Source organism: Pseudomonas sp. MYb118, from assembly GCF_040947875.1.
In the GTDB taxonomy this organism is placed as follows: Bacteria; Pseudomonadota; Gammaproteobacteria; order Pseudomonadales; family Pseudomonadaceae; genus Aquipseudomonas.
This window is the reverse complement of record NZ_JBFRXN010000002.1, coordinates 3,289,535-3,313,387: the sequence shown is the minus strand read 5'-3', so window position 1 is coordinate 3,313,387 and position 23,853 is coordinate 3,289,535. Positions and strand designations below refer to the sequence as shown.

General features: G+C 61.4%; 27 protein-coding genes. 16 read left to right on the top strand and 11 right to left on the bottom strand.

Going from position 1 to position 23,853, the window contains the following annotated elements:
* The first annotated feature begins 30 nt into the window (after window positions 1–30).
* The 4 genes from ABVN20_RS21010 to ABVN20_RS20995 all read left to right on the top strand — a co-directional run bounded on the left by ABVN20_RS21010 (window position 31) and on the right by ABVN20_RS20995 (window position 4,198).
* Window positions 31–1,536 (top strand): cytosine permease, encoded by a 1,506-nt coding sequence (locus tag ABVN20_RS21010; RefSeq protein WP_368557606.1) that lies wholly within the window; start codon window positions 31–33, stop codon window positions 1,534–1,536.
* 164 nt (window positions 1,537–1,700) lie between these two features.
* Window positions 1,701–3,080, top strand: a complete 1,380-nt coding sequence (locus ABVN20_RS21005) for a sodium:solute symporter (RefSeq protein ID WP_368557605.1) — start codon at window positions 1,701–1,703, stop codon at window positions 3,078–3,080.
* 85 nt (window positions 3,081–3,165) lie between these two features.
* On the top strand, window positions 3,166–3,891 hold the full coding sequence (locus ABVN20_RS21000) for an MBL fold metallo-hydrolase (protein ID WP_368557604.1): 726 nt from the start codon (window positions 3,166–3,168) through the stop codon (window positions 3,889–3,891).
* 55 nt (window positions 3,892–3,946) lie between these two features.
* Window positions 3,947–4,198, top strand: coding sequence for a phosphopantetheine-binding protein (locus ABVN20_RS20995; protein WP_368557603.1), 252 nt, complete (start codon window positions 3,947–3,949; stop codon window positions 4,196–4,198).
* Window positions 4,199–4,273: 75 nt separating this feature from the next.
* Here ABVN20_RS20995 and ABVN20_RS20990 read toward each other — a convergent pair whose 3' ends face one another.
* Window positions 4,274–4,402, bottom strand: a complete 129-nt coding sequence (locus ABVN20_RS20990) for a PA1414 family protein (RefSeq protein WP_007914492.1) — start codon at window positions 4,400–4,402, stop codon at window positions 4,274–4,276.
* A 139-nt stretch (window positions 4,403–4,541) separates the two neighbouring features.
* Window positions 4,542–5,435 (bottom strand): LysR substrate-binding domain-containing protein, encoded by an 894-nt coding sequence (locus ABVN20_RS20985; protein ID WP_368557602.1) that lies wholly within the window; start codon window positions 5,433–5,435, stop codon window positions 4,542–4,544.
* Window positions 5,436–5,538: 103 nt separating this feature from the next.
* Here ABVN20_RS20985 and ABVN20_RS20980 point away from each other — a divergent pair, with 103 nt between their 5' ends.
* Window positions 5,539–6,720, top strand: a complete 1,182-nt coding sequence (locus ABVN20_RS20980) for an MFS transporter (protein WP_368557601.1) — start codon at window positions 5,539–5,541, stop codon at window positions 6,718–6,720.
* Between the two features lie 2 nt (window positions 6,721–6,722).
* Here the strand turns inward: ABVN20_RS20980 and ABVN20_RS20975 are convergent, their stop codons facing one another.
* Window positions 6,723–7,112, bottom strand: a complete 390-nt coding sequence (locus tag ABVN20_RS20975; protein ID WP_368557600.1) for a DUF2177 family protein — start codon at window positions 7,110–7,112, stop codon at window positions 6,723–6,725.
* Between the two features lie 46 nt (window positions 7,113–7,158).
* Entirely contained in the window at window positions 7,159–7,995 is an 837-nt protein-coding gene (locus ABVN20_RS20970) for a S1 RNA-binding domain-containing protein (RefSeq protein ID WP_368557599.1), read from the bottom strand.
* Between the two features lie 356 nt (window positions 7,996–8,351).
* Between ABVN20_RS20970 and ABVN20_RS20965 the strand changes: the two genes are divergently transcribed.
* The 3 genes from ABVN20_RS20965 (at window position 8,352) to ABVN20_RS20955 (ending at window position 10,377) form a co-directional block, all read left to right on the top strand.
* Window positions 8,352–8,531, top strand: coding sequence for a hypothetical protein (locus ABVN20_RS20965; protein WP_368557598.1), 180 nt, complete (start codon window positions 8,352–8,354; stop codon window positions 8,529–8,531).
* A 197-nt stretch (window positions 8,532–8,728) separates the two neighbouring features.
* Window positions 8,729–9,445: a TorF family putative porin gene (locus tag ABVN20_RS20960; protein ID WP_368557597.1), complete on the top strand. Its 717-nt coding sequence runs from the start codon at window positions 8,729–8,731 to the stop codon at window positions 9,443–9,445.
* A gap of 65 nt (window positions 9,446–9,510) precedes the next feature.
* Window positions 9,511–10,377, top strand: a complete 867-nt coding sequence (locus ABVN20_RS20955; RefSeq protein WP_368557596.1) for a DUF6279 family lipoprotein — start codon at window positions 9,511–9,513, stop codon at window positions 10,375–10,377.
* A gap of 146 nt (window positions 10,378–10,523) precedes the next feature.
* On the opposite strand, the gene ABVN20_RS20950 is transcribed toward ABVN20_RS20955, so the two are convergent.
* A complete protein-coding gene (locus tag ABVN20_RS20950; protein ID WP_368557595.1) occupies window positions 10,524–10,913 on the bottom strand; it encodes a transcriptional regulator in 390 nt (129 codons plus the stop codon).
* Window positions 10,914–11,090: 177 nt separating this feature from the next.
* Here ABVN20_RS20950 and ABVN20_RS20945 point away from each other — a divergent pair, with 177 nt between their 5' ends.
* Window positions 11,091–11,825: a DUF899 domain-containing protein gene (locus tag ABVN20_RS20945; RefSeq protein ID WP_368557594.1), complete on the top strand. Its 735-nt coding sequence runs from the start codon at window positions 11,091–11,093 to the stop codon at window positions 11,823–11,825.
* Between the two features lie 77 nt (window positions 11,826–11,902).
* On the opposite strand, the gene ABVN20_RS20940 is transcribed toward ABVN20_RS20945, so the two are convergent.
* On the bottom strand, window positions 11,903–12,319 hold the full coding sequence (locus ABVN20_RS20940) for a DUF2846 domain-containing protein (protein ID WP_368557735.1): 417 nt from the start codon (window positions 12,317–12,319) through the stop codon (window positions 11,903–11,905).
* 8 nt (window positions 12,320–12,327) lie between these two features.
* On the bottom strand, window positions 12,328–12,756 hold the full coding sequence (locus tag ABVN20_RS20935) for an Sbal_3080 family lipoprotein (protein ID WP_368557593.1): 429 nt from the start codon (window positions 12,754–12,756) through the stop codon (window positions 12,328–12,330).
* A gap of 120 nt (window positions 12,757–12,876) precedes the next feature.
* Here ABVN20_RS20935 and ABVN20_RS20930 point away from each other — a divergent pair, with 120 nt between their 5' ends.
* Complete coding sequence (locus ABVN20_RS20930; RefSeq protein ID WP_368557592.1) at window positions 12,877–13,152, top strand: hypothetical protein; 276 nt, start codon at window positions 12,877–12,879, stop codon at window positions 13,150–13,152.
* 158 nt (window positions 13,153–13,310) lie between these two features.
* On the opposite strand, the gene ABVN20_RS20925 is transcribed toward ABVN20_RS20930, so the two are convergent.
* Window positions 13,311–14,657: a DEAD/DEAH box helicase gene (locus ABVN20_RS20925; RefSeq protein ID WP_368557591.1), complete on the bottom strand. Its 1,347-nt coding sequence runs from the start codon at window positions 14,655–14,657 to the stop codon at window positions 13,311–13,313.
* Between the two features lie 192 nt (window positions 14,658–14,849).
* Between ABVN20_RS20925 and ABVN20_RS20920 the strand changes: the two genes are divergently transcribed.
* Window positions 14,850–16,148, top strand: coding sequence for a mechanosensitive ion channel family protein (locus ABVN20_RS20920; RefSeq protein ID WP_368557590.1), 1,299 nt, complete (start codon window positions 14,850–14,852; stop codon window positions 16,146–16,148).
* Window positions 16,149–16,274: 126 nt separating this feature from the next.
* Here the strand turns inward: ABVN20_RS20920 and ABVN20_RS20915 are convergent, their stop codons facing one another.
* The 3 genes from ABVN20_RS20915 to ABVN20_RS20905 form a co-directional block, all read right to left on the bottom strand.
* Window positions 16,275–17,141, bottom strand: a complete 867-nt coding sequence (locus ABVN20_RS20915; protein ID WP_368557589.1) for a carboxylate/amino acid/amine transporter — start codon at window positions 17,139–17,141, stop codon at window positions 16,275–16,277.
* Window positions 17,142–17,454: 313 nt separating this feature from the next.
* Window positions 17,455–18,054, bottom strand: a complete 600-nt coding sequence (locus ABVN20_RS20910) for an FMN-dependent NADH-azoreductase (RefSeq protein WP_368557588.1) — start codon at window positions 18,052–18,054, stop codon at window positions 17,455–17,457.
* Between the two features lie 163 nt (window positions 18,055–18,217).
* Window positions 18,218–18,532: a 3-phosphoglycerate kinase gene (locus tag ABVN20_RS20905; protein ID WP_368557587.1), complete on the bottom strand. Its 315-nt coding sequence runs from the start codon at window positions 18,530–18,532 to the stop codon at window positions 18,218–18,220.
* A gap of 50 nt (window positions 18,533–18,582) precedes the next feature.
* Between ABVN20_RS20905 and ABVN20_RS20900 the strand changes: the two genes are divergently transcribed.
* From ABVN20_RS20900 to aqpZ, 5 genes are all read left to right on the top strand, one after another.
* Window positions 18,583–19,506 carry a LysR family transcriptional regulator gene (locus tag ABVN20_RS20900; RefSeq protein ID WP_368557586.1) on the top strand — a complete coding sequence of 308 codons (924 nt, stop codon included), beginning with the start codon at window positions 18,583–18,585 and terminating at the stop codon, window positions 19,504–19,506.
* A 14-nt stretch (window positions 19,507–19,520) separates the two neighbouring features.
* Window positions 19,521–20,336, top strand: coding sequence for an alpha/beta fold hydrolase (locus tag ABVN20_RS20895; protein WP_368557585.1), 816 nt, complete (start codon window positions 19,521–19,523; stop codon window positions 20,334–20,336).
* Window positions 20,330–20,887 (top strand): peptidylprolyl isomerase, encoded by a 558-nt coding sequence (locus tag ABVN20_RS20890; protein WP_368557584.1) that lies wholly within the window; start codon window positions 20,330–20,332, stop codon window positions 20,885–20,887. The genes ABVN20_RS20895 and ABVN20_RS20890 overlap by 7 nt, the downstream gene beginning before the upstream one ends.
* Window positions 20,888–21,069: 182 nt before the next feature.
* Window positions 21,070–22,902 carry an ABC transporter ATP-binding protein gene (locus ABVN20_RS20885; protein WP_368557583.1) on the top strand — a complete coding sequence of 611 codons (1,833 nt, stop codon included), beginning with the start codon at window positions 21,070–21,072 and terminating at the stop codon, window positions 22,900–22,902.
* A 245-nt stretch (window positions 22,903–23,147) separates the two neighbouring features.
* Window positions 23,148–23,843 carry an aquaporin Z gene (gene aqpZ / locus ABVN20_RS20880; RefSeq protein WP_368557582.1) on the top strand — a complete coding sequence of 232 codons (696 nt, stop codon included), beginning with the start codon at window positions 23,148–23,150 and terminating at the stop codon, window positions 23,841–23,843.
* Window positions 23,844–23,853 lie beyond the last annotated feature (10 nt).

Here is a 23,853-nt window from a genome sequence, read left to right as displayed (position 1 = left end):
ATGAGCGCGCCTTTATGATCGGAGCAGATCATGAATAACAACAACAACGACCAAAGCCTTACGCAGATTGAAACCCACGGGGTCGAACAGATCCCGGACAACGAGCGCACCGCGGGCCCCACGGACCTGTTCCGGATGATCTTCGGTGGCTCCAACACCTTCGCCACCGCCGTGCTCGGCAGCTTCCCGGTACTGTTCGGCCTGTCTTTCCAGGCAGGCGTAGCGGCGATTGTGCTGGGCGTGCTGCTCGGTTCGCTGATCCTCGCACCCATGGGGCTGTTCGGCCCGCTCAACGGCACCAACAACGCCGTGTCTTCCGGTGCGCACTTCGGCGTGCACGGGCGGATCGTCGGCTCGTTCCTGTCGTTGCTGACCGCCATCGCGTTTTTCTCGCTGTCGGTATGGAGTTCGGGGGATGCCCTGATCGGCGGCGCCAAGCGCCTGGTCGGCCTGCCGGAAACCGACCTGACCCTGGGCCTGGCCTACGGTCTGTTCGCAATCCTGGTGCTGACCGTGTGCATCTATGGCTTCCGCTTCCTGCTGTGGGTCAACAAGATCGCGGTGTGGAGCGCCAGCCTGCTGTTTCTGCTGGGCGTGTTCGCTTTCGCCGGGCCTTTCGATGTGAACTACGCCGGCACCGTGAGCTTCGGCCAACCGGGCTTCTGGGCAGCCTTCATCGGCGCGGCGCTGGTGGCCATGAGCAACCCGATTTCCTTCGGTGCGTTCCTCGGCGACTGGTCGCGCTACATCCCGCGTCATACCCCCAAGGCGCAGATCATGGTGGCCGTGGTGCTCTCACAGATCGCCACGTTCATCCCGTTCCTGTTTGGCCTGGCGACCGCCACCATCGTGGCGATCAAGGCACCGGACTACATCGCTGCCAACAACTACGTCGGTGGCCTGCTGGCGGTGTCGCCGAACTGGTTCTTCCTGCCGGTGTGCCTGATTGCGGTGATCGGCGGCATGTCCACCGGCACCACTTCGCTGTATGGCACCGGCCTGGACATGTCCAGCGTGTTCCCGCGCGTGCTGTCGCGGGTCAAGGCGACGTTGCTGATCGGGGTGATGTCGATCGCCTTCATCTTCATCGGGCGCTTCGCCGCCAACCTGGTGCAGAGCGTGTCGACCTTCGCCGTGCTGATCATCACCTGCACCACCCCGTGGATGGTGATCATGATCATCGGCCTGGTGATGCGTCGCGGCTTCTACTGCCCGGATGACCTGCAAGTATTCACCCGCGGCGAGCAAGGCGGCCGCTACTGGTTCGCCCACGGCTGGAACTGGCGCGGCCTGGGAGCCTGGATCCCCAGCGCACTGGTGGGCCTGTGCTTCGTCAACCTGCCAGGGCAATTCGTCGGCGTGCTCGGCAACCTGGCCGACGGCATCGACATCAGCCTGCCGGTGACACTGGGCCTGGCCTCGGTGGTGTACCTGGTGCTGCTCAGCCTGTTCCCGGAACCGGCGGCGGTGTATGGACCGGGGGATGTTCGGAGCAAGGGTGCGGCTGCGGATACGGCTTTGCGTCAGGTGGCCTGATTACTCATCAACTGTGGGAGCGAGCCTGCTCGCGATGACGGCGGCACAGTCAACAGCAATGTGACTGACAAATCGCTATCGCGAGCAGGCTCGCTCCCACAGTAGAGCCACCTCATAGAATTTCTTTGTTTCACCATAAAAAAGACAATCGGAGAAACGCCATCATGGCATTGGATTTATTCGTCGTTCTCATTTACGCCGCTGCGATGCTGGTTCTCGGCTACTTCGGCATGCGCAAGGCCAAGACCAACGAAGAGTTTCTGGTCGCGGGCCGCAACCTGGGGCCGACCCTGTACATGGGCACCATGGCCGCCACCGTCCTGGGCGGCGCGTCCACGGTCGGCACCGTGCGCCTGGGCTACGTGCATGGCATTTCCGGTTTCTGGCTGTGCGCCGCACTGGGTTGCGGGATCGTGGCGCTGAACCTGTTTCTGGCCAAACCGCTGTTGAAACTGAAGATCTACACCGTGACCCAGGTGCTGGAGAAACGCTACAACCCGATGGCCCGCTCCGCGAGCGCGGTGATCATGCTGGCGTACGCGCTGATGATCGGCGTGACCTCGATCCTCGCCATCGGCACCGTGCTGCAAGTGCTGTTCGGCCTGCCGTTCTGGATCTCGGTGCTGCTCGGTGGTGGCGTGGTGGTGGTCTACTCGGCCATCGGCGGCATGTGGTCGCTGACCCTGACCGACATCGTCCAGTTCATCATCAAGACCGTCGGCCTGATGTTCATCCTGTTGCCGATCTGCCTGTACCGCGTCGGCGGCTGGGATGAGCTGGTGACCAAACTGCCGGCGGCGAGCTTCAGCTTCACCACCATCGGTTGGGACACCATCATCACCTACTTCATGATCTACTTCTTCGGCATCCTGATCGGCCAGGACATCTGGCAGCGGGTGTTCACCGTCAAGACCGCCAAGGTCGCGCAATACGCCGGCACCGCCGCCGGTATCTACTGCATCCTCTACGGCCTGGCCTGCGCCCTGATCGGTATGGCTGCGCATGTGTTGATCCCGGACCTGGACAACGTCAACAACGCCTTCGCCGCCATCGTCAAACTGTCCCTGCCGGACGGTATCCGTGGCCTGGTGATCGCCGCCGCACTGGCAGCCATGATGTCCACCGCCAGCGCCGGCCTGCTGGCTGCCGCTACCACCCTGAGTGAAGACCTGCTGCCAAAACTGCGCGGTGGCAAGCAGTCGAGCCTGAGCCTCAACCGCCTGGTGACCCTGCTGACCGGCGTGGTGGTGCTGGGTATCGCCCTGGTGGTGAACGACGTGATCAGCGCCCTGACCCTGGCGTACAACCTGCTGGTGGGCGGCATGCTGATCCCGCTGATGGGTGCCATCTTCTGGAAACGCGCTACTACCGCCGGCGCCATCGCCAGCATGGGCATGGGTTTTGCCACTGCCCTGCTGTTCATGGTCAAGGACGGCCTGGACGCCAACACCCCGATCTACTACAGCCTCGCGGTAGGCCTGGTGAGTTTTGTCGTGGTGAGCCTGATGTCCCGCCGTCCAGCTGCAGTGGCCAGCGCCATCTAAGCTCAATACACGGTTACGATGCTTTCTTCGACGAGTGTGGCGTCGGTTGCCACACTCGTTTTTTTTCGCCCGGAGAAACCCCTTGATGAAGATTGTTTCCCGCGACCAGTGGTTCGAGGTCCAGCCGCTCAGCGACGGCATCCGCCTGATCCACGAGCCGTACATCCGCCCCTTCTACCGCTGCAACCTCTGGCACATCCAGGGTCGCGACAAGGACCTGCTGCTCGACAGCGGTTCCGGGCTGGTCAGCCTGCGCGAACAACTGCCGTGGCTCACCGAGCGGCCGCTGGTGGCGGTGGCCAGCCACTGCCATTTCGATCACATCGCCGGCCACCACGAATTCCCCGAACGCCTGGTGCACCCCGCCGAGGCCGACATCCTCGCCGCACCCGATGGCGAAAACGACTTGAGCCGCGCCTTCGTTGGCGATGACATGTTCGAGGCGCACCCCGACTGCCCGTTGTGCTACGCCGAGTACCGGGTCAAGGCCGCCCCGGCCACCGGCACGATCGAGGACGGCGACGTGCTCGACCTGGGCAATCGCGTGTTGCAGGTACTGCACACCCCCGGTCATTCGCCGGGCGGCATCAGCCTGTATGAAGCCGCCAGCGAAACCCTGTTCAGTGGCGACATCATCTACGACGGGCCGCTGATCGAAGACGCCTACCACTCCAACCTCGACGACTACGCCCGCAGCCTGCAACGCCTGCGCGCGCTGCCGGTGCGGACGGTACACGGTGGCCATTTCGGCAGTTTTTCCGGGGAGCATTTGCGCAACATGATTGACGAGTGGCAGCGCTCGCACGACTGAGGCCTGCTGTACTCAAGGTCGGGGCCACACCTGTCATGCCCCGCGAAGAACGCTCATGAAAAAAGCTGCCGTGCGTGCCGCCGTGCATCGCTACATCAGCCGGCTGTTGGAAGACCAGGAGGACTTCGACGACAACGCCAGCCTGATGGAATTGGGATTGGACAAAGCCGATATCGAAGACCTGATCTTCCATCTGGAAGATGAACTGGGGCTGACGGCGTTTACCGCAGAGGAGGACCAGATGCTCAGGAACGCCAGGACGGCGAATGATTTGAGCCGGTTTTTGCTCGCCATCGGGCGGCATTAATCAGCTGTCGGGCACCCGAGGCAGGACCAGCCTCGCGGTGCTCGGTCGCGGCTACCGCCATTGCATATCGAGCGCTTATCGGCGGCGCTGCTGGCGTCGACGCTGTTCGTCGTCGGTACGGATCGGCACGGGTTGCAGTGGCGGTTCGATCAAACCGAGTGCGACACCGAGGTCGTGCAGCCAGTTCTGGATTTTCTCTTTCATGTTGCCCCCTTCAGGGTAATGCCGGGTGGCTAAAATTCTGTAGCCCCTTCGCACTGATAATAGTCCGAAGTCCTACGCAATGCGCAGCAAAATCCGCAATGATCTGTTACTGAATTGATCCAAATACCTGACCGTTAGTTCAAGCCGTGGCCTGGACGGGCACCGCTGCCGCTGGAAAGTCCATTTGCTGTTGCTCGATCCACGCGTTCAGGTTGGCGCCCACCATGCCCTTGCGCCACATCAGCCAGGTCGTCGCGCTGGCGAAGGGCTCGGCCAACGGGTGCACCGCGACGCTCTCACGCCCCGGCAGGCTGGCGAGCATCGACTCGGCCATCAACGCCACCCCGGAACCGGCAATCACACAGGCGAGCATGCCCTGATAGGACTCGATCTCCATCGCCCGCCCCATGGCCGCGTGATAATGCGCGAACCAGGCTTCCAGGCGCATCCGGTAGGAACAGCCCTGGCGAAAGGTGAACACCGCCCGCCCCTGCACATCCAGCGCACTGCGGACCGGAGGATGATCGACCTCGCTGATCAGCACCAGGCGCTCGTCGCACAAAGGCACGCCGTCGAGCCCGGCCAGTTCCAGCGGGCCGTCCACCAGCGCGGCATCGAGGCGGCCGGTCAGCAGGCCTTCGAGCAGTTCGCCGCTGGGGGCGGCCTGCACTTGCAGGTTCACCGCCGGGTAGGTGCGGTGGTAGCGGGCCAACAGCCGTGGCAGGTGGATCGCCGCCGTGCTGTACATCGTGCCCAGTACGAAATCCCCCGCCGGTTGCCCGCCCTGCACCGCCGCTTGCGCTTCGTCATGCAGGCTGAACAGCTTGGTCGTGTAATCCAGCAGGACTTTTCCCGCTGGCGACAGTTGCAAACGCTGACGCTCGCGCAGGAAGAGTTCTACACCCAGCTGCTCTTCGAGCTGCTTGAGTCGGGTCGACAGGTTCGACGGCACCCGATGCAGGCGCTCGGCCGCACGGGTCACCGAACCTTCCTCGGCCACTGCCTGGAAGATGCGCAATTGGCTGAATTCCACGACTTTCTCCAAATCAGAACAAGTTACTCACTATTATTCATTTTTAAAGAAAGTCAATCAGTCCTAGCCTGACGGTCATTGATCCTCTGCCGGAATCCAGACCATGTCTCCCCTGATTCGCTTACTCGCCAGTTTCATCGCACTCATGATGGCCATGGGTATCGGGCGCTTTGCCCTCACTCCGCAGATGCCGCACCTGCTCAGCGAAGGTCAGATCGACCTGACCGCCGCCGGTTTGATTGCCGCCGCCAACTACCTGGGCTATTTCGTCGGCGCGGTCGACGCGATGTTCTCCCGTCGCCCGCAACAAGTGCGCCGGCGCTTGCTCGGTGGTTTGTGGCTGTGTGTGCTGCTGACCCTGGCCTCGTTCTGGGCCAACGGCTTCTGGTCGCACCTGCTGCTGCGCTTCGGCACCGGCGTGGCCAGTGCCTGGGTGCTGGTGATGATCACCGCGTTGAGCCAGCCGCTCGCGGCTGCCGCTGGCCGCCCGCGCCTGGGTGCACTGGTGTTCGCCGGCCCTGGCCTGGGGATTTTCCTCACGGGGGTGCTGGCCCTGGGTTCGAACCTGTTGCAGCAGACTTCCGCCACCTTGTGGCTGGTGTACGCGGCGGTCGGTTTGCTGATGCTGCTGATGATCCTGCCGTTCCTGCCGCAACCGGCCACCAGCGCGGTCGTCACGCCGAACACCGCCCGATCCGGCAACCCGGGCATCGGCCGCCTGGGCCTGATCTACGGCCTGTACGGTCTGGGCTACATCATCCCGGCGACCTTTCTCTCGCAAATGGCCAACGCGCAGTTCCACGGGCAATGGCAAGCGGATCTGTTCTGGCCGTGCTTTGGCCTGGCGTCGGCGCTGGGCGTGGTGCTGGTGAGCCTGCGTCGGCACAACCCGAATGCCACCCGCCATTGGCTGATGGCCACGTTGTGGTTACAGGCAGCCGGGGTGTTTGCCTGCCTGCTGGGCAGCGGTCTGGGCCTGGCGCTGGGTGTGCTGCTGTGCGGTGGGCCGTTCCTGGCCTGCATGCAACTGGTGATGCAACGCTCGCGGGAACTGGCGCCCCATGCCACCCAACGCAACGCCGGGCTGTTGACCGCCTGCTTTGCCGTGGGCCAACTGGCCGGCCCCTTGCTCGCCGCGTCGAGCAGCCATTTCAGCGGGGGCTTGCAACCGGCCCTGATCATCGCCGGCAGCGGCCTGCTCATCGCCGGCGGCCTATCGTTCGGCTCAGTCAGCGCCGAACAGGGGCCGTGCGTCACCGAAAGCGCTTCAGGCGTCCACCGTTGACGTCAGGCTTTGCGCGCCGCCAGATAACCGACGACGCAGGCAATGCACGTCGCGACGGCACCCCAGGCCATGTCCAGCACAACCAGTTGCACCGGCCAGCCATGCAGGGTGGCCCAATTGCTCAGGTCATAAGTGCCATAGGCGACCAGACCCAACAAGGCGCCATGGCGAGCCGCGCGCTGCCAGGTACCGGCCGGCAACACCACGAAGACCACGCAACCGACTGCGTAAAGGAGATAGAACAGAGTGGCCGGAACCAGCAGCGGCTGGTCGAGCAGCATCGTGCCCAACAGCGCCCGGTAGGTGGGCGCCATCAACGCCCCGAGCCAGATGCCATCGAGCACGAGCATCGCCAGCAAGCTGCCGGCGTACGCAAACAGAAACTTCTTCATCGCCGTGCCACCCCATGTGATCGACTTATATGGGGCAGGCGCAGGCTCAACTTAGTTCAATGCGGTCGGCATGAATGACGATCTGGCCATTCTTGTACAGCGCGCCAATGGCCTTCTTGAAGTTGCCCTTGCTGACGCCGAACAGACTGCTGATCAGCGCCGGGTCGCTCTTGTCGCTCACGGCCAGGGTGCCGTTGTTTTCACGCAACTTGGCGAGGATCTTCGAGTTGAGGCTGCTGGCCGCTTCCTGGCCAACCGGTTGCAGGCTCAGGCTGACTTTGCCGTCGCTGCGCACTTCCTTGATAAAACCCTTCTCGCGCATGCCCGAGCGCATGAACTTGAAGATTTCGTTCTTGTGGATCAGGCCCCAGTGCTTGTTGTTGATGATCGCCTTGAACCCCATGTCGGTGGCTTCGGCAACCAGCAAGTCAACTTCCTGACCCGCCGTGTAGTTGGCTGCGGTCTTGTCCAGATAGCGGTCCAGACGCGCCGTCGCGGTGATGCGGCGGGTGTGCTTGTCGAGGTAGACGTGCACCACCACATACTCGCCGGCCTGCATCTGGCGCTTTTCTTCGGAAAACGGCAGCAACAGGTCCTTGGGCAAACCCCAGTCGAGGAAAATGCCGATGCTGTTGACTTCAACAACTTTCAAACTGGCAAACTCACCGACTTGAACTTTCGGTTTTTCGGTCGTAGCGATAAGTTTGTCATCGCTGTCCAGATAAACGAAAACATTCAACCAGTCTTCATCTTCGCTGGGAATATCTTTTGGGATATAACGATTAGGCAGAAGAATTTCGCCATCCGCGCCACCGTCCAGATATAAACCGAAGTTAGTGTGTTTAACCACTTGCAAACTGTTGTAACGCCCGACTAAAGCCATTTCCAATACCCTCATTGCGTGGGCGGCATTCTACCCGTTTTTACGCACGGCGCCCGGCCCTGATCCCGCCATTCGCGAAAAGGCGCTGCGGGCCTTGATTTTGCGGGGTCGGCTGATGCGCATCCGGCCACTCGTCAGGCCGCCACGGCCACATTGCCTGATGCAGGCAGGCGGCAAAGCGCTCTTGAGCCACGATTGTTCTTATTTAAAACAGCAGCTTAGAGGCATATTCAGCGAACAACTTTCAATCAATTCGTGGTCACTGATATCGGCTTGCAGGATATTTGCCGAGCAATTACCGGGCATTTCCTGTACGATGGCTGGCCATATTAATTTCCGACAGGTAATTGGCCGCCATGCGCGTTAAAGCATCCCAAAGCAAAGTAAAGCCTGCTCCAGCCGTTGAAACCAGCGAGTCGATCAACGATCAGATTGCCGCTTTTCTCAAGTCCGGTGGCCAGATCCAGCAAATTGCCAAAGGCGTCAGCGGCCAGACCTTCGCCCCGTCCAAGCAGATCAGCCTGGGCAAGAAGTAACACCCCGCTTCAACGTGGTCCCTGGGCGCTTTGAGCTTCGAAGCGCTTGACCCACCCGCTACACCCCGCGAAACACTCCGCTAGCGCAAAAAACGACGAACGGCCATCGACGCCGGGCATTCGTCGGTATGCTTGCACGCGTCTAAATCAAGCATTTCATCAGGTTTTCGAATTCCTGCGCGGTCATGGAGCGACGCATGCTCAAGCCCTCTGTTTTCCTGCTCGTCAGTCTGCTGTGCTGTTCAGCGGCCAACGCGCAGATTTTCCAGCGTGAACTGGGGGACTTCGACCTCAAGCTTGGCACCACGCCAAGTCGCAGCATGGCCCAGGGACTGGTCAAGCCTTCGGCCACCGGTTCGTTCCATGGCGGCCTCGATCTGAGTCATGACAGCGGTTTCTATGCCGGGCAATGGTCACCCAGTGTGGGGTTGACCCCTGGCAGTAACCTCGAAGTCGACTCCTACATGGGCTTCAAGCAACCCTTCGACCAGACCCTGGGCTACGAAGTCGGGATGATTCATTACAGCTACCCGAAAGTGGACACCCTCGATTCCCACGAGCTCTATGGCGGCCTGACCCTGCTGGGCAGCCGTTTCGGCGCGGCGTTCAGCACCGACCCGGACAAACAGAACAGCACCCTGTTCGCCGACCTCGGTGGCAATCAGCCGTTCGGCATCGGGATCAGCATGAAATACACCACCCACCAGCTCAACACTCCGGTGTCGGTCGACGGTGGGTATGTCAGCAGTTTCACCGATTGGTCGCTGAAATTTTCCCGCCCCTTCATGGGCATCGACCTCGACCTGATCTACAGCGACTCAAGCCTCAGTGGCAGCGATTGCAGCGCCTATTCCGGGCGCAACAGTCAGTGCGACGGGCTGGTGACCCTGAAGGCCGAACGCGCCTTCTATTGATTGGCTGAACTGCCGGGGCCATCCTGCGTTCACATGAGAACCCAGGCTTTCGCAAGGACTCGCCCATGTCGCGCTGGTTGAAGTGTCTCGCCGTCATCCTCACCCTGAGTCTCGCCCTGGGCGCGTGCAGCCGCGTGGGCCTGGCCTATCGCAACCTCGACGTGATCATTCCCTGGACGCTCAGCGACTACCTGGACATGAACGGTGAGCAGAAAGGCTGGTTCAACGAACGCCTGAAGGAACACCTGAGCTGGCACTGCACTACGCAGCTGCCCAGCTACCTGGACTGGCTCGACCGCCTGCAAACCATGGTGGCGACCAACCAGGTCACCGACGCCGCCCTGCAGACCCGCACCCAGGAAGCCAAAGAGGCGATCGCCCAGACCGCCCGGGAAATCACTCCGTCCGCGATCGAGTTGCTGCAAGGGCTGGACGACAGGCAAGTGGCCGAGATGAACGAAGCGTTTGCCAAGGACTTGCGCAAACGCCAGCAGGAATACCTCAAACCGTCCCTGGCGCAGCAGATCGAAGATCGTAGCGAACGGATGGAGAAACGCCTGAATGACTGGCTCGGCCCGATCAGCCCGGCCCAGCAACAGCGCGTGGTCAGTTGGTCGAATGCCTTGGGTGATCAGAATACCCAGTGGATCGCCAATCGTGCCCATTGGCAGAAGCAGTTCAGCGCAGCGGTTGCCCAGCGTAAAGGGCCTGAATTCCCACAACGCATCGAGACGCTTCTGGTCAATCGCGAGAGCCTGTGGACGCAAGATTACCGCAAGGCCTACGCCAACACCGAAGCCCAGGCGCGCAGCCTGATCGTCGACCTGATGGCCGAGAGCACCCCGACCCAACGCCAGCGGTTGCAGAAAAAGATCGAAGGGGTGCGCAAGGACTTCAATGAGTTGAAGTGCCTGAAAGCGGCGCAGAGCTGAACCCAGCCGTACACACACTACCGTGGGAGCGAGCCTGCTCCGGGCGGCGTTCCGACGATGCGGTGTGTCAGCCGATACAAGTGTGGCTGACACACCGCATCGCGAGCAGGCTCGCTCCCACAGGAGGGCGCAGTGGGACAAGGTTTTCAGGCGATCTGCGCCTTCGATGCCACTTCGTCGAATGTCACCTCGTCCAGCGCATCTTCCTGGTCATCCAGCACTTGCCGTGGATGATCGTTACCGGGAATGCTGCTGTCGATCAGGCTCAACAGCCTCGAACCGCGCATGGTCAGGATGTAATTGGAACCACTGCCGCCCTCTTCCTCGGGACGGGGTTCGATGTAGCCACGCTCCAGCAGCAGCTTCTCATACTCACCCGCCACCGCCTTGAGGTGGTCGAGGTTTTCCGTCTGCTCGCCTTCCGTGGCTTTTTCCGCTGCGTACTGTTCGGCGTAAGGCCGTGGCGTGAAGCTCGGTGCGCCGTTCTGCACTTCGTGCAGCAGGCGTTCGATCAGATCCCAGTTATAAGTCGTCATCCTGTTCAACCTCCAAAGCCCGTGAGTGAATTGGCCTTCATTGGTTGTGACCGGTGGCATGGGCAGCCGTTCAGCCGGTTTCCTCGTCCCTACCGACCGGCGGTATGTCGATTCGGGCGCGGGCGAAACGACTAGGCTGTGTCAGTCACCTCCCAGCGTTGCGCAGGAGAAAACCCGATGAACGTACAGAACCACGCGGTGGTGTCGCGAGAAGAATGGCTCGCCGCCCGCAAACAACACCTGGCCCGCGAAAAAGCCTTCACCCGCGAGCGGGACAAACTCAGCGCCGAACGGCGCGCCCTGCCGTGGGTGAAGATCGACAAGGACTACCGCTTCCAGGGCCACGACGGCGAGCTGAAACTGGCGGACCTGTTCGGCGGTCGCAGCCAGCTGATGATCTACCACTTCATGTTCGCCGAAGGCTGGGACGAAGGCTGTTCCGGTTGCTCGTTCCTCTCCGATCACATCGACGGCGCCAATCAGCATCTGGCCCATCACGACGTTGCGGTCGTGGCGGTTTCCCACGCACCGCTGGCCGAATTCCAGGCGTTCAAGCGGCGCATGGGCTGGAAATTCGACTGGGTATCGTCAGCCGGCTGCGATTTCAACTACGACTTTGGCGTCTCGGCCCGGGCGGAGGATGTGGCCGCCGGCAAGGCCACCTACAACTACGAAAAATCCGACGGTGCCGAAGAAGAACTTCCGGGCCTCAGCGTGTTTTATCGCAACGATGCCGGGGAAATCTTCCACACCTACTCCACCTATGCCCGCGGTCTCGACCTGCTGGTGGGCGCCTACAACTTCCTCGACCTGACGCCCAAGGGCCGCAACGAGGAAGAAATCATGGAATGGGTGCGACATCACGATCGCTACGACGACAAAGCGCCTTCGAGTTGCTGCCACGGCGGGTAGAGCGCCCTTTGCCACAAACGAAAACGGGCGACCAGAAGGTCGCCCGTTGCACCGGCCTGCGCCGTTGCTTCACCGGTTTACTTCACCGGTATGTACCCATAGCGCTTGACCATGGACTTGCCGTCCTTGTCGCGCACCCGGACCATTTCCACCATGTTCTCCTGGGTGTACTCGACGAAGTACTCCTTGCCTGGCTCGACCAGCAGGTTGAGGTAGACATTGCGTGAATTCGCGCTTTGCCCGGCGGAAACCTTGTGGATACCGGGGCTGGCCAGCACCCAGGAATAGGTCTGCTCGTTGAGCCCGACCACCGCGCTGTCATTGATGCTGAACACGCTGTCGTAGAAGCTGCCCTGGATCACCTGGGTGCGCATCATGTAGATACGCCCCTTGCCCTCGGGCGGCGCCGGCGGTTCGAAGAACGGCTGGCTGGAGCGGGTGTGGCCGCAACCGGTCAACAACAGCAGGAGCAACAGGGCCGAGCCATATTTGATTGCCTTGCTCATTTGGCTTGCCCCAGCAGTTGGTTGATCAGCGGTGCCATCTTCTCCTCGACCGTGCCGAATTTCGACAGGGAGAGACCACCATTGTTGGTCAGGTTGTATTTGGTGTAACCGATCTGCTGGTCACCCTTGTACAGGCGCAGGCTGGCATCGGACAGGTACGCGGTGAAATCCCACGAACGAATGGCGGTGTATGTCAGGCGATATTCGCAGCTCGCAGGCACCGGCGCGGCATACAGGCGGCTGTCGATGTGGTGTTGGCGCAACAGCGTTTGCACGCCGTCGACGAAATCACCCACTACCACTTTCGGGTTTTCCTCGATGCACAGCTGGGAGATCTTGTACGAAGGTGCGATGGGCTCGACCTGGACGTTGGTGCAACCGGCCAAGGCCAGCAGAAGACTTGTCGTGATAACTCGGCGAAGCATTTCCAGTCCCTGAAACAGCATGATATCAAAGTGATGCCGCATACTAATGGATGGCGCGGAACTTTCCCACTCCCAGAGCCCTCAACCGGTTAACTGCCCAAACGGAACCGAGGCCACGCCATGAAGACCCTGCTGAAAATCACCCTCGCCGCCACCCTCGCCTGCGCCCTGCCCGCCTGGGCCTGCACCCCCGAGGAAGCCACCGCCAAACGCGAACAGCTCGCCAGGGAAGTCACCAAGCTGACCGAGCAGAACCCGGCCAAGGCTAAGGAAATCAACGACGAGTTGCAGAAGATGGACCTGGGTACCGCCAGCGCGGATTTGCCGGACAAGTGCCAGTTGATCGATCAGCGCTTGAAGGAGCTGGGTACGGCGGAGAAGAAGGCCGAAGGCTGATGATTGGCGCCACATAAAAAACCGGACAGAGATGTCCGGTTTTTTTGTTTTACCTGTAGGAGCGAGCTTGCTCGCGATGGGGGTGTGTCAGATTGCATCTTAGGTGACTGATACACCGCATCGCGAGCAAGCTCGCTTCTACAGGTACAGGGTATTACTTACTCGGAAGCCGGCGCCTCAGGCTTACGCCGCTTGAGCGGCGCCATCCCATCCTTGCTCACCAGCGACGGCGCTTCGGCTTTCGGCCGGTTGGCGCTCTTGCGCTTGGTCGGGGTCTTGGCGGCGACTTTTTTCTTGTCACCCTTGGCGTCGGTCTTTTTCTTCTTCACACCGGCCGCCTTGCCCGAAGCCTTGACCTTCTTCGGTCCACCGTAGGTGCCTTTGACTTCCTTGATGGTACGGCGCTCGAAGTTCTGCTTGAGGTAGCGCTCGATGCTCGACATCAGGTTCCAGTCGCCATGGCAGATCAGCGAGATGGCCAGGCCCTGGTTGCCGGCACGGCCGGTACGGCCTATGCGGTGCACGTACTCGTCGCCGCTGCGCGGCATGTCGAAGTTGATCACCAGGTCCAGGCCGTCGACGTCCAGGCCACGGGCGGCCACATCGGTGGCCACGAGGATTTTCACCCCGCCCTGTTTCAGGCGGTCGATGGCCAGCTTGCGGTCCTTCTGGTCCTTGTCGCCGTGCAGCACGAACGCCTTGTATTCCTGCGCCACCAGGCGACCGTAGATGCGGTCGGCCATGACCCGGGTGTTGGTGAAGATAATGGCCTTCTGGTAGGTCTCGTTGGCCAGCAACCAGTTGACGATCTGCTCTTTGTGCTGGTTGTGGTCAGCGGTGATGATCTGCTGGCGGGTGGTTTCGTTCAGCTGGCTGACCGCGTTGAGCTGCAGGTGCTCAGGGTTGTTCAGGACCTTGGCGACCATCTCGCGCAGGCCCGAGCCACCGGTGGTGGCGGAGAACAGCATGGTTTGCTGGCGGTTCGGGCATTCGTCGACCAGACGCTGCACGTCGTCGGCAAAGCCCATGTCGAGCATGCGGTCGGCTTCGTCGAGGACCAGCACTTCGACTTCCTTGAGGTCCAGGTTGCCCGCGTTCAGTTGCTCGATCAGCCGGCCCGGCGTACCGATCAGGATGTCCGGCACCTTGCGCAGCATGGCGGCCTGGACCTTGAAGTCTTCACCGCCGGTGATCAGACCGGACTTGATGAACGTGAACTGCGAGAAACGCTCGACTTCCTTCAAGGTCTGCTGCGCCAGCTCGCGGGTCGGCAGCAGGATCAGGGTCTTGATGCTGACACGGATTTTCGCCGGGCCGATCAGGCGATTGAGGATCGGCAGGACGAAAGCGGCGGTCTTGCCGCTGCCGGTTTGCGCCGTCACCCGCAGGTCACGCCCCTGGAGCGCCAGCGGAATAGCCGCTGCTTGCACAGGCGTAGGCTCGACAAATTTAAGCTCGGCCACGGCTTTGAGCAGGCGTTCGTGCAGGGCGAATTCGGAAAACACGGGTGCTACCTCGAAGAAATGCAAAAAATCAGCTGCATAGGTTACCGGTTTCGAGCGCGAAGGCCGAGTTTCTTTATGAAATAGGCAGTAAACAGTGGCTTTTGTGTTGCGTCGTTTGTCTCCAAATGTCATCCAAAGCGGCTTAAATGCTCTAATCGCCGCCACGCGTCCTACACAGAACCGGTTTTACCTATGGATATTCAACAGCTCTGGATCAACATTCAGGACCTCTGGGGGGCGCTCGACCAGCACCCGCTCCTGCGTTCCGGCCTCGGCCTGCTCACGCTGCTGGTGGTGGCGCTGGTCCTCGGACGAGTGGCGCGCTACCTGATCCTGCACGCCACCAAGATGCTCGCTCGCCAGCCGGCGTTGCACTGGATCAACGACTTTCTGCACAACAAGGTGTTTCATCGCCTGGCGCAGATGACGCCGCCGCTGGTGATCCAGTCCGGCCTGCACCTGGTGCCGGAGCTGGGCAAGACCAGCCTGACTTTTCTCGGCAACGTCGCGCTGGCGTTCACCCTGCTGTTCATGATGCTGGCCGTCAGTGCCCTGCTCAACGCCCTGCTGGACATCTACGCGCGCACCGAACACGCCCGCACCCGCTCGATCAAAGGCTACGTGCAACTGGCGAAAATGGTCTTGTACGTGTTCGGCGCGATCATCATCGTCGCCACCCTGATCGACCGTTCGCCACTGTTGCTGCTGTCGGGCCTGGGTGCCATGTCGGCGGTGATCCTGTTGGTCTACAAGGACACGCTGCTGTCCTTCGTCGCCAGCGTGCAACTGACCAGCAACGACATGTTGCGCGTCGGCGACTGGATCGAGATGCCCCAGGTCGGCGCCGATGGCGATGTGGTGGACATCACCCTGCACACGGTCAAGGTACAGAACTTCGACAAGACCATCGTCTCCATCCCCACCTGGCGCCTGATGAGCGAGTCGTTCCGCAACTGGCGCGGCATGCAGCAATCCGGTGGCCGGCGCATCAAGCGCAGCCTGTTCATCGATGCCAGCGGCGTGCGCTTCATTCGTGACGACGAAGAACAGAAACTGTCCCAGGTGCACCTGCTGACCGACTACATCAACCGCAAGCAGGCCGAACTCAAGGCCTGGAACGAAGCCCAGGGCAACGTCGCGGCCATGTCGGCCAACCGCCGGCGCATGACCAACATCGGCACCTTCCGCGCCTACGCATTGGCCTACCTGAAAAGCCACCCGGAAGTTCAGCCGAACATGACCTGCATGGTCCGCCAGATGCAGACCACGGCCCAGGGCATCCCGCTGGAAATCTACTGCTTCACCCGCACCACGGTGTGGGCCGATTACGAGCGGATTCAGGGGGATATTTTCGATTATCTGCTGGCGGTGCTGCCGGAGTTTGGTTTGAGCCTGTATCAGCAGCCCAGTGGTGGGGATCTAAGGGCCGGGTTGTTGCCGGCGGTGCTGGGGGCGAATCACATTCCAGAACCGGAAAAACACATCATGTAACCAACACCGCCATTCCCCTTTTGTGGGAGCGAGCCTGCTCGCGATCGGTGTATCAGTCGATGCAAGTGTGGCTGACACACCGCATCGCGAGCAGGCTCGCTCCCACAAGGTTAATCACATAAAAGGTCAATGTGCGCTGGCAGGTTTGCGTATCCCCAACCGACTGATCCACACCGCCGCCAATATCACCGTCCCGCCCAACAGCAACCGCCCCAGTTCCTCATGCTGGTTCCAGATCAGCAGGTTCATCAGCAGCCCAACCGGCACATGCAGGTTGTTCATCACTGCCAGCGTGCCGCCGTTGACCAGGCAGGCGCCCTTGTTCCACCAGTACAGACCCAGCGCGGTGGAGACCAGGCCGAGGAACAACAGCACGGCCCATTGCAATGGCGCTTCGGGCAGGAAGTTCGCTTTGCCGAACAGCAGGAACGCCGGCAGGGCCACCGCCAGGGCGCCCAGGTAGAAATAGCCGAAACGCCGGTAGTGCGGCAGGTCGCTGGGGTGGCGTGCCACCAGGTGTTTGTACAGCACCTGGCCGGCGGCGTAGGTGAAGTTGGCCAGTTGCAGGAGCAAGAAGCCCATGAAGAAGTCCGGGTTGATCCGGTCATAGCGAATCACCGCCGCGCCCGCCACCGCGACCAGTGCGGCGATCAGCGCCCAGGGGTTGAAGCGGCGATTGAGGGCGTCTTCGATCAGCGTCACATGCAACGGCGTGAGGATGGTGAACAGCAGCACCTCCGGCACGGTGAGCACGCGAAAGCTCAGGTACAGGCAGACGTAGGTCACGCCGAACTGCAATGCGCCGATCAGCAGCATGCCACGCATGAACGCCGGCTCCACCGAGCGCCAGCGTGTCAGGGGAATGAACACCAGCCCCGCCAGCAGCACGCGGATCAGCACCGCGAAGTAGCTGTCGACATGCCCGGCCAGGTATTCGCCGATCAGACTGAAGGAAAACGCCTGGATCAGCGTGACAAAAAGTAGATAGCCCATGGTCGCCTCGTTTTGAATGGCGGCGACGATAGCGGGTTTTGCCCTGAAGTTGTAGGAGCGAGCTTGCTCGCGATAGCGGTGTTTCAGGCATTTATCTATTTCAGACACACCGCATCGCGAGCAAGCTCGCTCCTACAGTGGGCCGGGGCGCTCGCAATATCCCACGCAAAAAAAAGCCCGATCTCGCTAAAGCGTTCAATCGGGCGGCAGCACTCAGGAGCAAAAAGTGCAAAGGGAGGTTCGTTGCGCGTGAAACCTTGAAGGGGTTCGCCAGATCATTCCAACATCAAGGGATTATCTGGCGATTAAAGCCTCAGGCGACCTGGGCCAGCTTGGCGTTGGCCTGGTTCAGGCCCTTCTCCTGGAAGTCGCCACTCAGGTTCATGCCTTCGGCGTGGATGAAGGTGACGTCGTGGATGCCGATGAAACCCATGACCTGGCGCAGGTACGGTTCCTGATGGTCGGCCGGGCCGCCGGCGTAGATCCCGCCGCGCGCCGTCAGCACATAGGCGCGCTTGCCGGTGAGCAGGCCTTGCGGGCCGGTTTCGGTGTACTTGAAGGTCACGCCGGCACGCAGCACGTGGTCGAGCCAGGCCTTGAGGGTGCTCGGGATCGCGAAGTTGTACATGGGGGCGGCCAGGACCAGCACGTCGGCGGCCAGCACTTCATCGGTCAGTTCGTTGGAGCGTTCCAGGGAAGCCTGTTCGATCTCGTTGCGCTGCTCGGCCGATTTCATCCAGCCGCCCAGCAGGTTGATGTCCAGGTGTGGCACCGGGTTGATGGCCAGGTCGCGGACACTGATCTCATCCTGCGGGTGCGCCGCTTTCCATTGGCTGATGAACGTCTGGGTCAGCTGACGGGAAATCGAGTCTTGCTGGCGGGCGCTGCTTTCGATGATCAGAACGCGGGACATGGGATGTAGCCTCCATCTGAGAATGCTGTAAGTCGATGGAGTGAAGGTTAAACAGAGTTTTATTGATGAAAAAGCGCAAATAACTGCTACAAACCATCAATAAATTCGTTTATAAGCTGAGCATGACCTGTGGGCGTCCAGCGACGCCCGCAGGAACTCGAAGCTATTTCGGGGTGCAGGTCAGCTTGATGCGCATCTTGATGATGGACCGGTTGAATTTGACAGTGGCGGTCTTGTGCTTGCCGGCGGCCACTTCGATGTTGCGGGTGCGCGGCGCTTCCGGACCGTTGTTGAAGACCACCTTGCAGGAGGCGTCGACGTCGCCGTAGTTGTTGACCTGGATGGACGCGATGTCGGTGTCCGTGTCATTGGCGTTGTAGTCGATGCTCATGCCATTTAATTGTTTTTGTACGTCGATCGGGTAGGCAAACGCCGTCAACGGCAACATCGCCAATACCAACAAACAGAATTTTCTCATTCGGCGGTCTCCAATAAAGGACCGCCAGCTTAGGACAAGAGGAGCTCAACATGAAAGCGCCCCGCGTGACCCTTGATCAATGGCGAACGTTGCAGGCCGTGGTCGACCACGGCGGTTTCGCCCAGGCCGCCGAAGCGCTGCATCGCTCGCAATCGTCTGTCAGCTACACCGTCGCCCGCATGCAAGATCAACTGGGCGTGCCGCTGCTGCGCATCGACGGGCGCAAGGCTGTGCTCACCGAAGCCGGTGGCGTGCTGTTGCGCCGCTCCCGGCAACTGGTGAAACAGGCCAGCCAACTGGAAGACCTGGCGCATCACATGGAACAAGGCTGGGAAGCGGAAGTGCGCCTGGTGGTGGACGCCGCTTACCCGAGCGCCCGCCTGGTCCGCGCGCTGACCGCGTTCATGCCGCAGAGCCGTGGCTGCCGGGTGCGCCTGCGCGAAGAAGTCTTGTCGGGTGTGGAAGAAGTGCTGCTCGAAGGCGTGGCCGACCTGGCGATCACCGGTTTCAGCATTCCCGGCTACCTGGGTGCCGAGTTGAGTGATGTCGAATTCGTCGCCGTCGCCCACCCCGAGCATGCCCTGCACCGCTTGAACCGTGAGCTGAGTTTCCAGGACCTGGAAAGCCAGATGCAGGTGGTGATCCGCGACTCCGGTCGCCAGCAGCCTCGGGATGTCGGCTGGCTCGGTGCGGAGCAGCGCTGGACGGTCGGCAGCCTGGCCACGGCGGCCACTTTCGTCAGCAGCGGGCTGGGGTTCGCCTGGCTGCCACGGCACATGATCGAACGGGAACTCAGAGAAGGTTCGCTCAAGCTGCTACCGTTGGATCAGGGCGGCAGCCGTAACCCGAGCTTCTACCTGTACTCGAACAAGGACAAACCGCTGGGCCCGGCGACGCAAATCCTCATCGACCTGCTGCGCAACTTCGACACCGCGCCGCTGGATGCGCCGTTCGCCGCCCCCGAACAAGCCTGACACGGAGTGACCCGATGGCCTATTTCGAACATGAAGGTTGCCACCTGCACTATGAGGAATATGGCCACGGCGCGCCGCTGCTGCTGGTTCACGGGCTGGGCTCCAGCACCCTGGACTGGGAAAAACAGATCCCGGCCCTGTCGGCCCGCTATCGGGTGATCGTGCCCGATGTGCGCGGCCACGGGCGCTCGGACAAACCCCGCGAGCGCTACAGCATCGCCGGGTTCAGCGCCGACCTCGTCGCCCTGATCGAACACCTGAACCTGGGGCCTGCGCACTATGTGGGTCTGTCCATGGGCGGGATGATCGGCTTCCAGCTGGCGGTGGATCAGCCGCACCTGCTCAAGAGCCTGTGCATCGTCAACAGCGCGCCCGAGGTCAAGCTGCGCAGCCGCGACGATTACTGGCAGTGGTTCAAGCGCTGGAGCCTGATGCGCGTGCTGAGCCTGCGCACCATCGGCAAGGCCCTCGGGGCCAGGCTGTTCCCGGAACCGGAACAAATACGGTTACGGGAAATGATGGCCGAGCGCTGGGCAAAAAACGACAAACATGCTTATCTCGCCAGCTTCGATGCCATCGTTGGCTGGGGCGTTCAGGAACGACTGTCCAGGGTGTCCTGTCCAACCCTCATCGTCAGCGCCGACCGTGACTACACCCCGGTCGCGCTGAAAGAGAATTACGTAAAACTGCTACCCGATGCGCGGCTGGTGGTGATTGCCGATTCGCGCCACGCCACCCCGCTGGATCAACCGGAACGCTTCAACCAAACACTGCTCGAGTTTCTCACCGCAGTCGACACCACCCCAATCAGGATCACTGACCCATGCTGAAAAAAATCGCCCTCGTCGCCGGCTCCGTACTGTTTGCCGCCAACCTGATGGCCGCCACGCCGGCCAAGGCGCCACACGTGCTGCTGGAAACCACCAACGGCCAGATCGAAATCGAACTGGACCCGGTCAAGGCGCCGATCAGTACCAAGAACTTCCTTGAGTACGTCGACAGCGGCTTCTACAACAACACGATTTTCCACCGCGTGATCCCGGGTTTCATGGTCCAGGGCGGCGGGTTCACCCAGCAGATGCAGCAGAAAGAAACCAAGGCGCCGATCCAGAACGAATCGAAGAACGGCCTGCACAACGTGCGTGGCACGCTGTCGATGGCACGCACTTCGAACCCGAATTCGGCCACCAGTCAGTTCTTCATCAACGTCAAGGACAACGACTTCCTCGACCAGGGTGATGGCTACGCGGTGTTCGGCAAGGTGGTCAAGGGCATGGATGTGGTGGACATCATCGTCAACTCGCCCACCACCGTGCGCGGTGGCATGAAGGACGTGCCGGCTGACCCGGTGTACATCAAGTCGGCCAAGCGCATCGACTAAGCTCACACGCCTGCCCCTCTGTAGGAGCGAGCTTGCTCGCGATGGTCGTGAACGATAACGCGAGCTGTCTGGAGGCCTGCGGTGACTGAACCACCATCGCGAGCAAGCTCGCTCCTACAGTACAGGGGGGCCGGGAGTTTTTTGGCGTTTGAAGAAGAGCCCCTTTACCGGGCGGAGACACAATGCTTTATCGCCGTTTCGAACAACTGATCGATGTCTTCCGTGACGCCCCGACGGCGACGCCGCCGGACCGTGTCTTTCCCTTCTACACCTACTACCTCAAGCAGGTCTGGCCGAGCTTCGTCGCCCTGCTCACCGTGGGCCTGTTCGGCGCGTTGATCGAAGTGGCGCTGTTCAGCTACCTGAGCCGCATCATCGACCTGGCCCAGGGCACGCCCAACGTCAATTTCTTCAAGGATCATGGCCTCGAACTGGCCTGGATGGCCGTGGTGGCCCTGATCCTGCGGCCGGTGTTCGTCGGCCTGCACGACCTGCTGGTGCACCAGACCCTGAGCCCGAGCATGACCAGCCTGATCCGCTGGCAGAACCACAGCTACGTGCTCAAGCAGAGTCTGAATTTCTTCCAGAACGACTTCGCCGGGCGCATTGCCCAGCGCATCATGCAGACCGGCAACTCGCTGCGCGATTCCGCCGTGCAGGCGGTGGACGCCCTGTGGCACGTGTTGATCTACGCGATCAGCTCGCTGGTGCTGTTCGCCGAGGCCGACTGGCGCCTGATGATTCCTTTGTTGTGCTGGATCGCCGCGTACATCGGCGCGCTCTACTACTTCGTGCCACGGGTCAAGGAGCGTTCGGTGGTCTCCTCGGATGCGCGCTCCAAACTCATGGGCCGCATCGTCGATGGCTATACCAACATCACCACCCTGAAGCTGTTCGCCCACACCAATTACGAACAGCAATACGCCCGGGAAGCCATCGACGAGCAGACGGTCAAGGCGCAGCTGGCTGGCCGGGTGGTCACCAGCATGGATCTGGTCGTGACCGCCATCAACGGCCTGCTCATCGTCACCACCACCGGCCTGGCATTGTGGCTGTGGACGCAGTCGCTGATCAGCGTCGGCGCCATCGCGCTGGCCACCGGCCTGGTGATCCGCATCGTCAACATGTCCGGCTGGATCATGTGGGTAGTCACCGGCATCTTCGAAAACATCGGCATGGTCCAGGACGGCCTGGAGACCATTTCGCAACCGCTGAGCGTCACCGACCGCGACGACGCCATGCCGCTGGCCGTGGCCCGTGGCGAAGTGCGCTTCGAGCACGTGGACTTTCACTACGGCAAGCAGAAAGGGGTCATCGAAGGCCTCAACCTGACGATCAAGCCCGGTGAAAAAATCGGCCTGATCGGCCCGTCCGGCGCCGGTAAATCCACCCTGGTCAACCTGCTGCTGCGCCTCTATGACGTCGAGGGCGGACGGATCCTCATCGACGGCCAGAACATCGCCGAGGTCGACCAGGAAAGCCTGCGCGCGCGCATCGGCATGATCACCCAGGACACCTCGCTGCTGCACCGCTCGATCCGCGACAACCTGCTGTACGGCAAGCCCGATGCCAGCGACGCGCAGTTGTGGGAAGCGGTGCACAAGGCCCGGGCCGACGAGTTCATCCCGCTGCTGTCGGATGCCGAAGGGCGCAGCGGTTTCGACGCCCATGTCGGTGAACGCGGGGTCAAGCTCTCCGGCGGCCAGCGCCAGCGCATCGCCATTGCCCGGGTGCTGCTCAAGGATGCACCGATCCTGATCATGGACGAAGCCACCTCGGCACTCGACTCGGAAGTCGAAGCGGCGATCCAGGAAAGCCTGGAAACGCTGATGCAGGGCAAGACCGTGATCGCCATTGCCCACCGCCTTTCCACCATCGCCCGCATGGACCGCCTGGTGGTCCTGGACAAGGGCCGGATCGCCGAGACCGGCACCCACGCCGAACTGCTGGCCCACGGCGGCTTGTATGCGCGGCTGTGGCAGCACCAGACGGGTGGGTTTGTGGGGATTGATTGAGCATGGGCTTGTGACTGACACACATCACTGTGGGAGCGAGCCTGCTCGCGATGAGGCAATCAATTCCAACATCACTGGCGCCTGACACTCCGCCATCGCGAGCAGGCTCGCTCCCACATTGTGGCTGCTGGAAATCCGCACAAACCGTGCTGTACTCACCGCAGGTTCTGGAGATGAACCTGTCGTAAGTCTGCAGGATGCATCACTCGATACAGTCTCGATAGCACGCTATCAAGGACACGCTCATGTCTCTGTTCAAACGTTCAGTTACTGAGTTGTTAGGTACGTTCTGGCTGGTGTTGGGGGGTTGCGGCAGTGCGGTCCTGGCCGCGTCTTCTCCGCTGGGCATCGGGGTGCTGGGCGTGGCCATCGCGTTCGGGCTGACGGTGCTGACCATGGCCTTCGCCATCGGCCACATTTCCGGCTGCCACTTGAACCCCGCCGTGTCGGTGGGCCTGACCGTCGGAGGGCGGTTTCCCGGCCGTGAACTGCCCGCCTACATCGTTGCCCAGGTGATCGGCGCGATCATCGCTGCGGGCTTGATCTACTACATCGCCAGTGGCAAGGAAGGGTTCGATCTGGCGGCCGGCCTCGCTTCCAACGGCTACGGTGAACATTCCCCCGGTAAGTATTCGATGGCCGCAGGCTTTGTCTGCGAGCTGGTGATGACGGCGATGTTCGTGCTGATCATCCTCGGCGCCACCGACAAGCGCGCACCGGCGGGGCTGGCACCGATCGCCATCGGGCTGGCGCTGACGCTGATCCACCTGATCTCGATTCCCGTCACCAACACCTCGGTCAACCCGGCCCGCAGCACCGGCCCGGCGTTGTTCGTCGGTGGCTGGGCCGTCGCGCAATTGTGGATGTTCTGGGTCGCGCCGTTGCTCGGTGCGGTCATCGGCGGCGTGATTTACAGGTGGCTGGGCCAGGAAGACAGCTGACTAAAAGGCG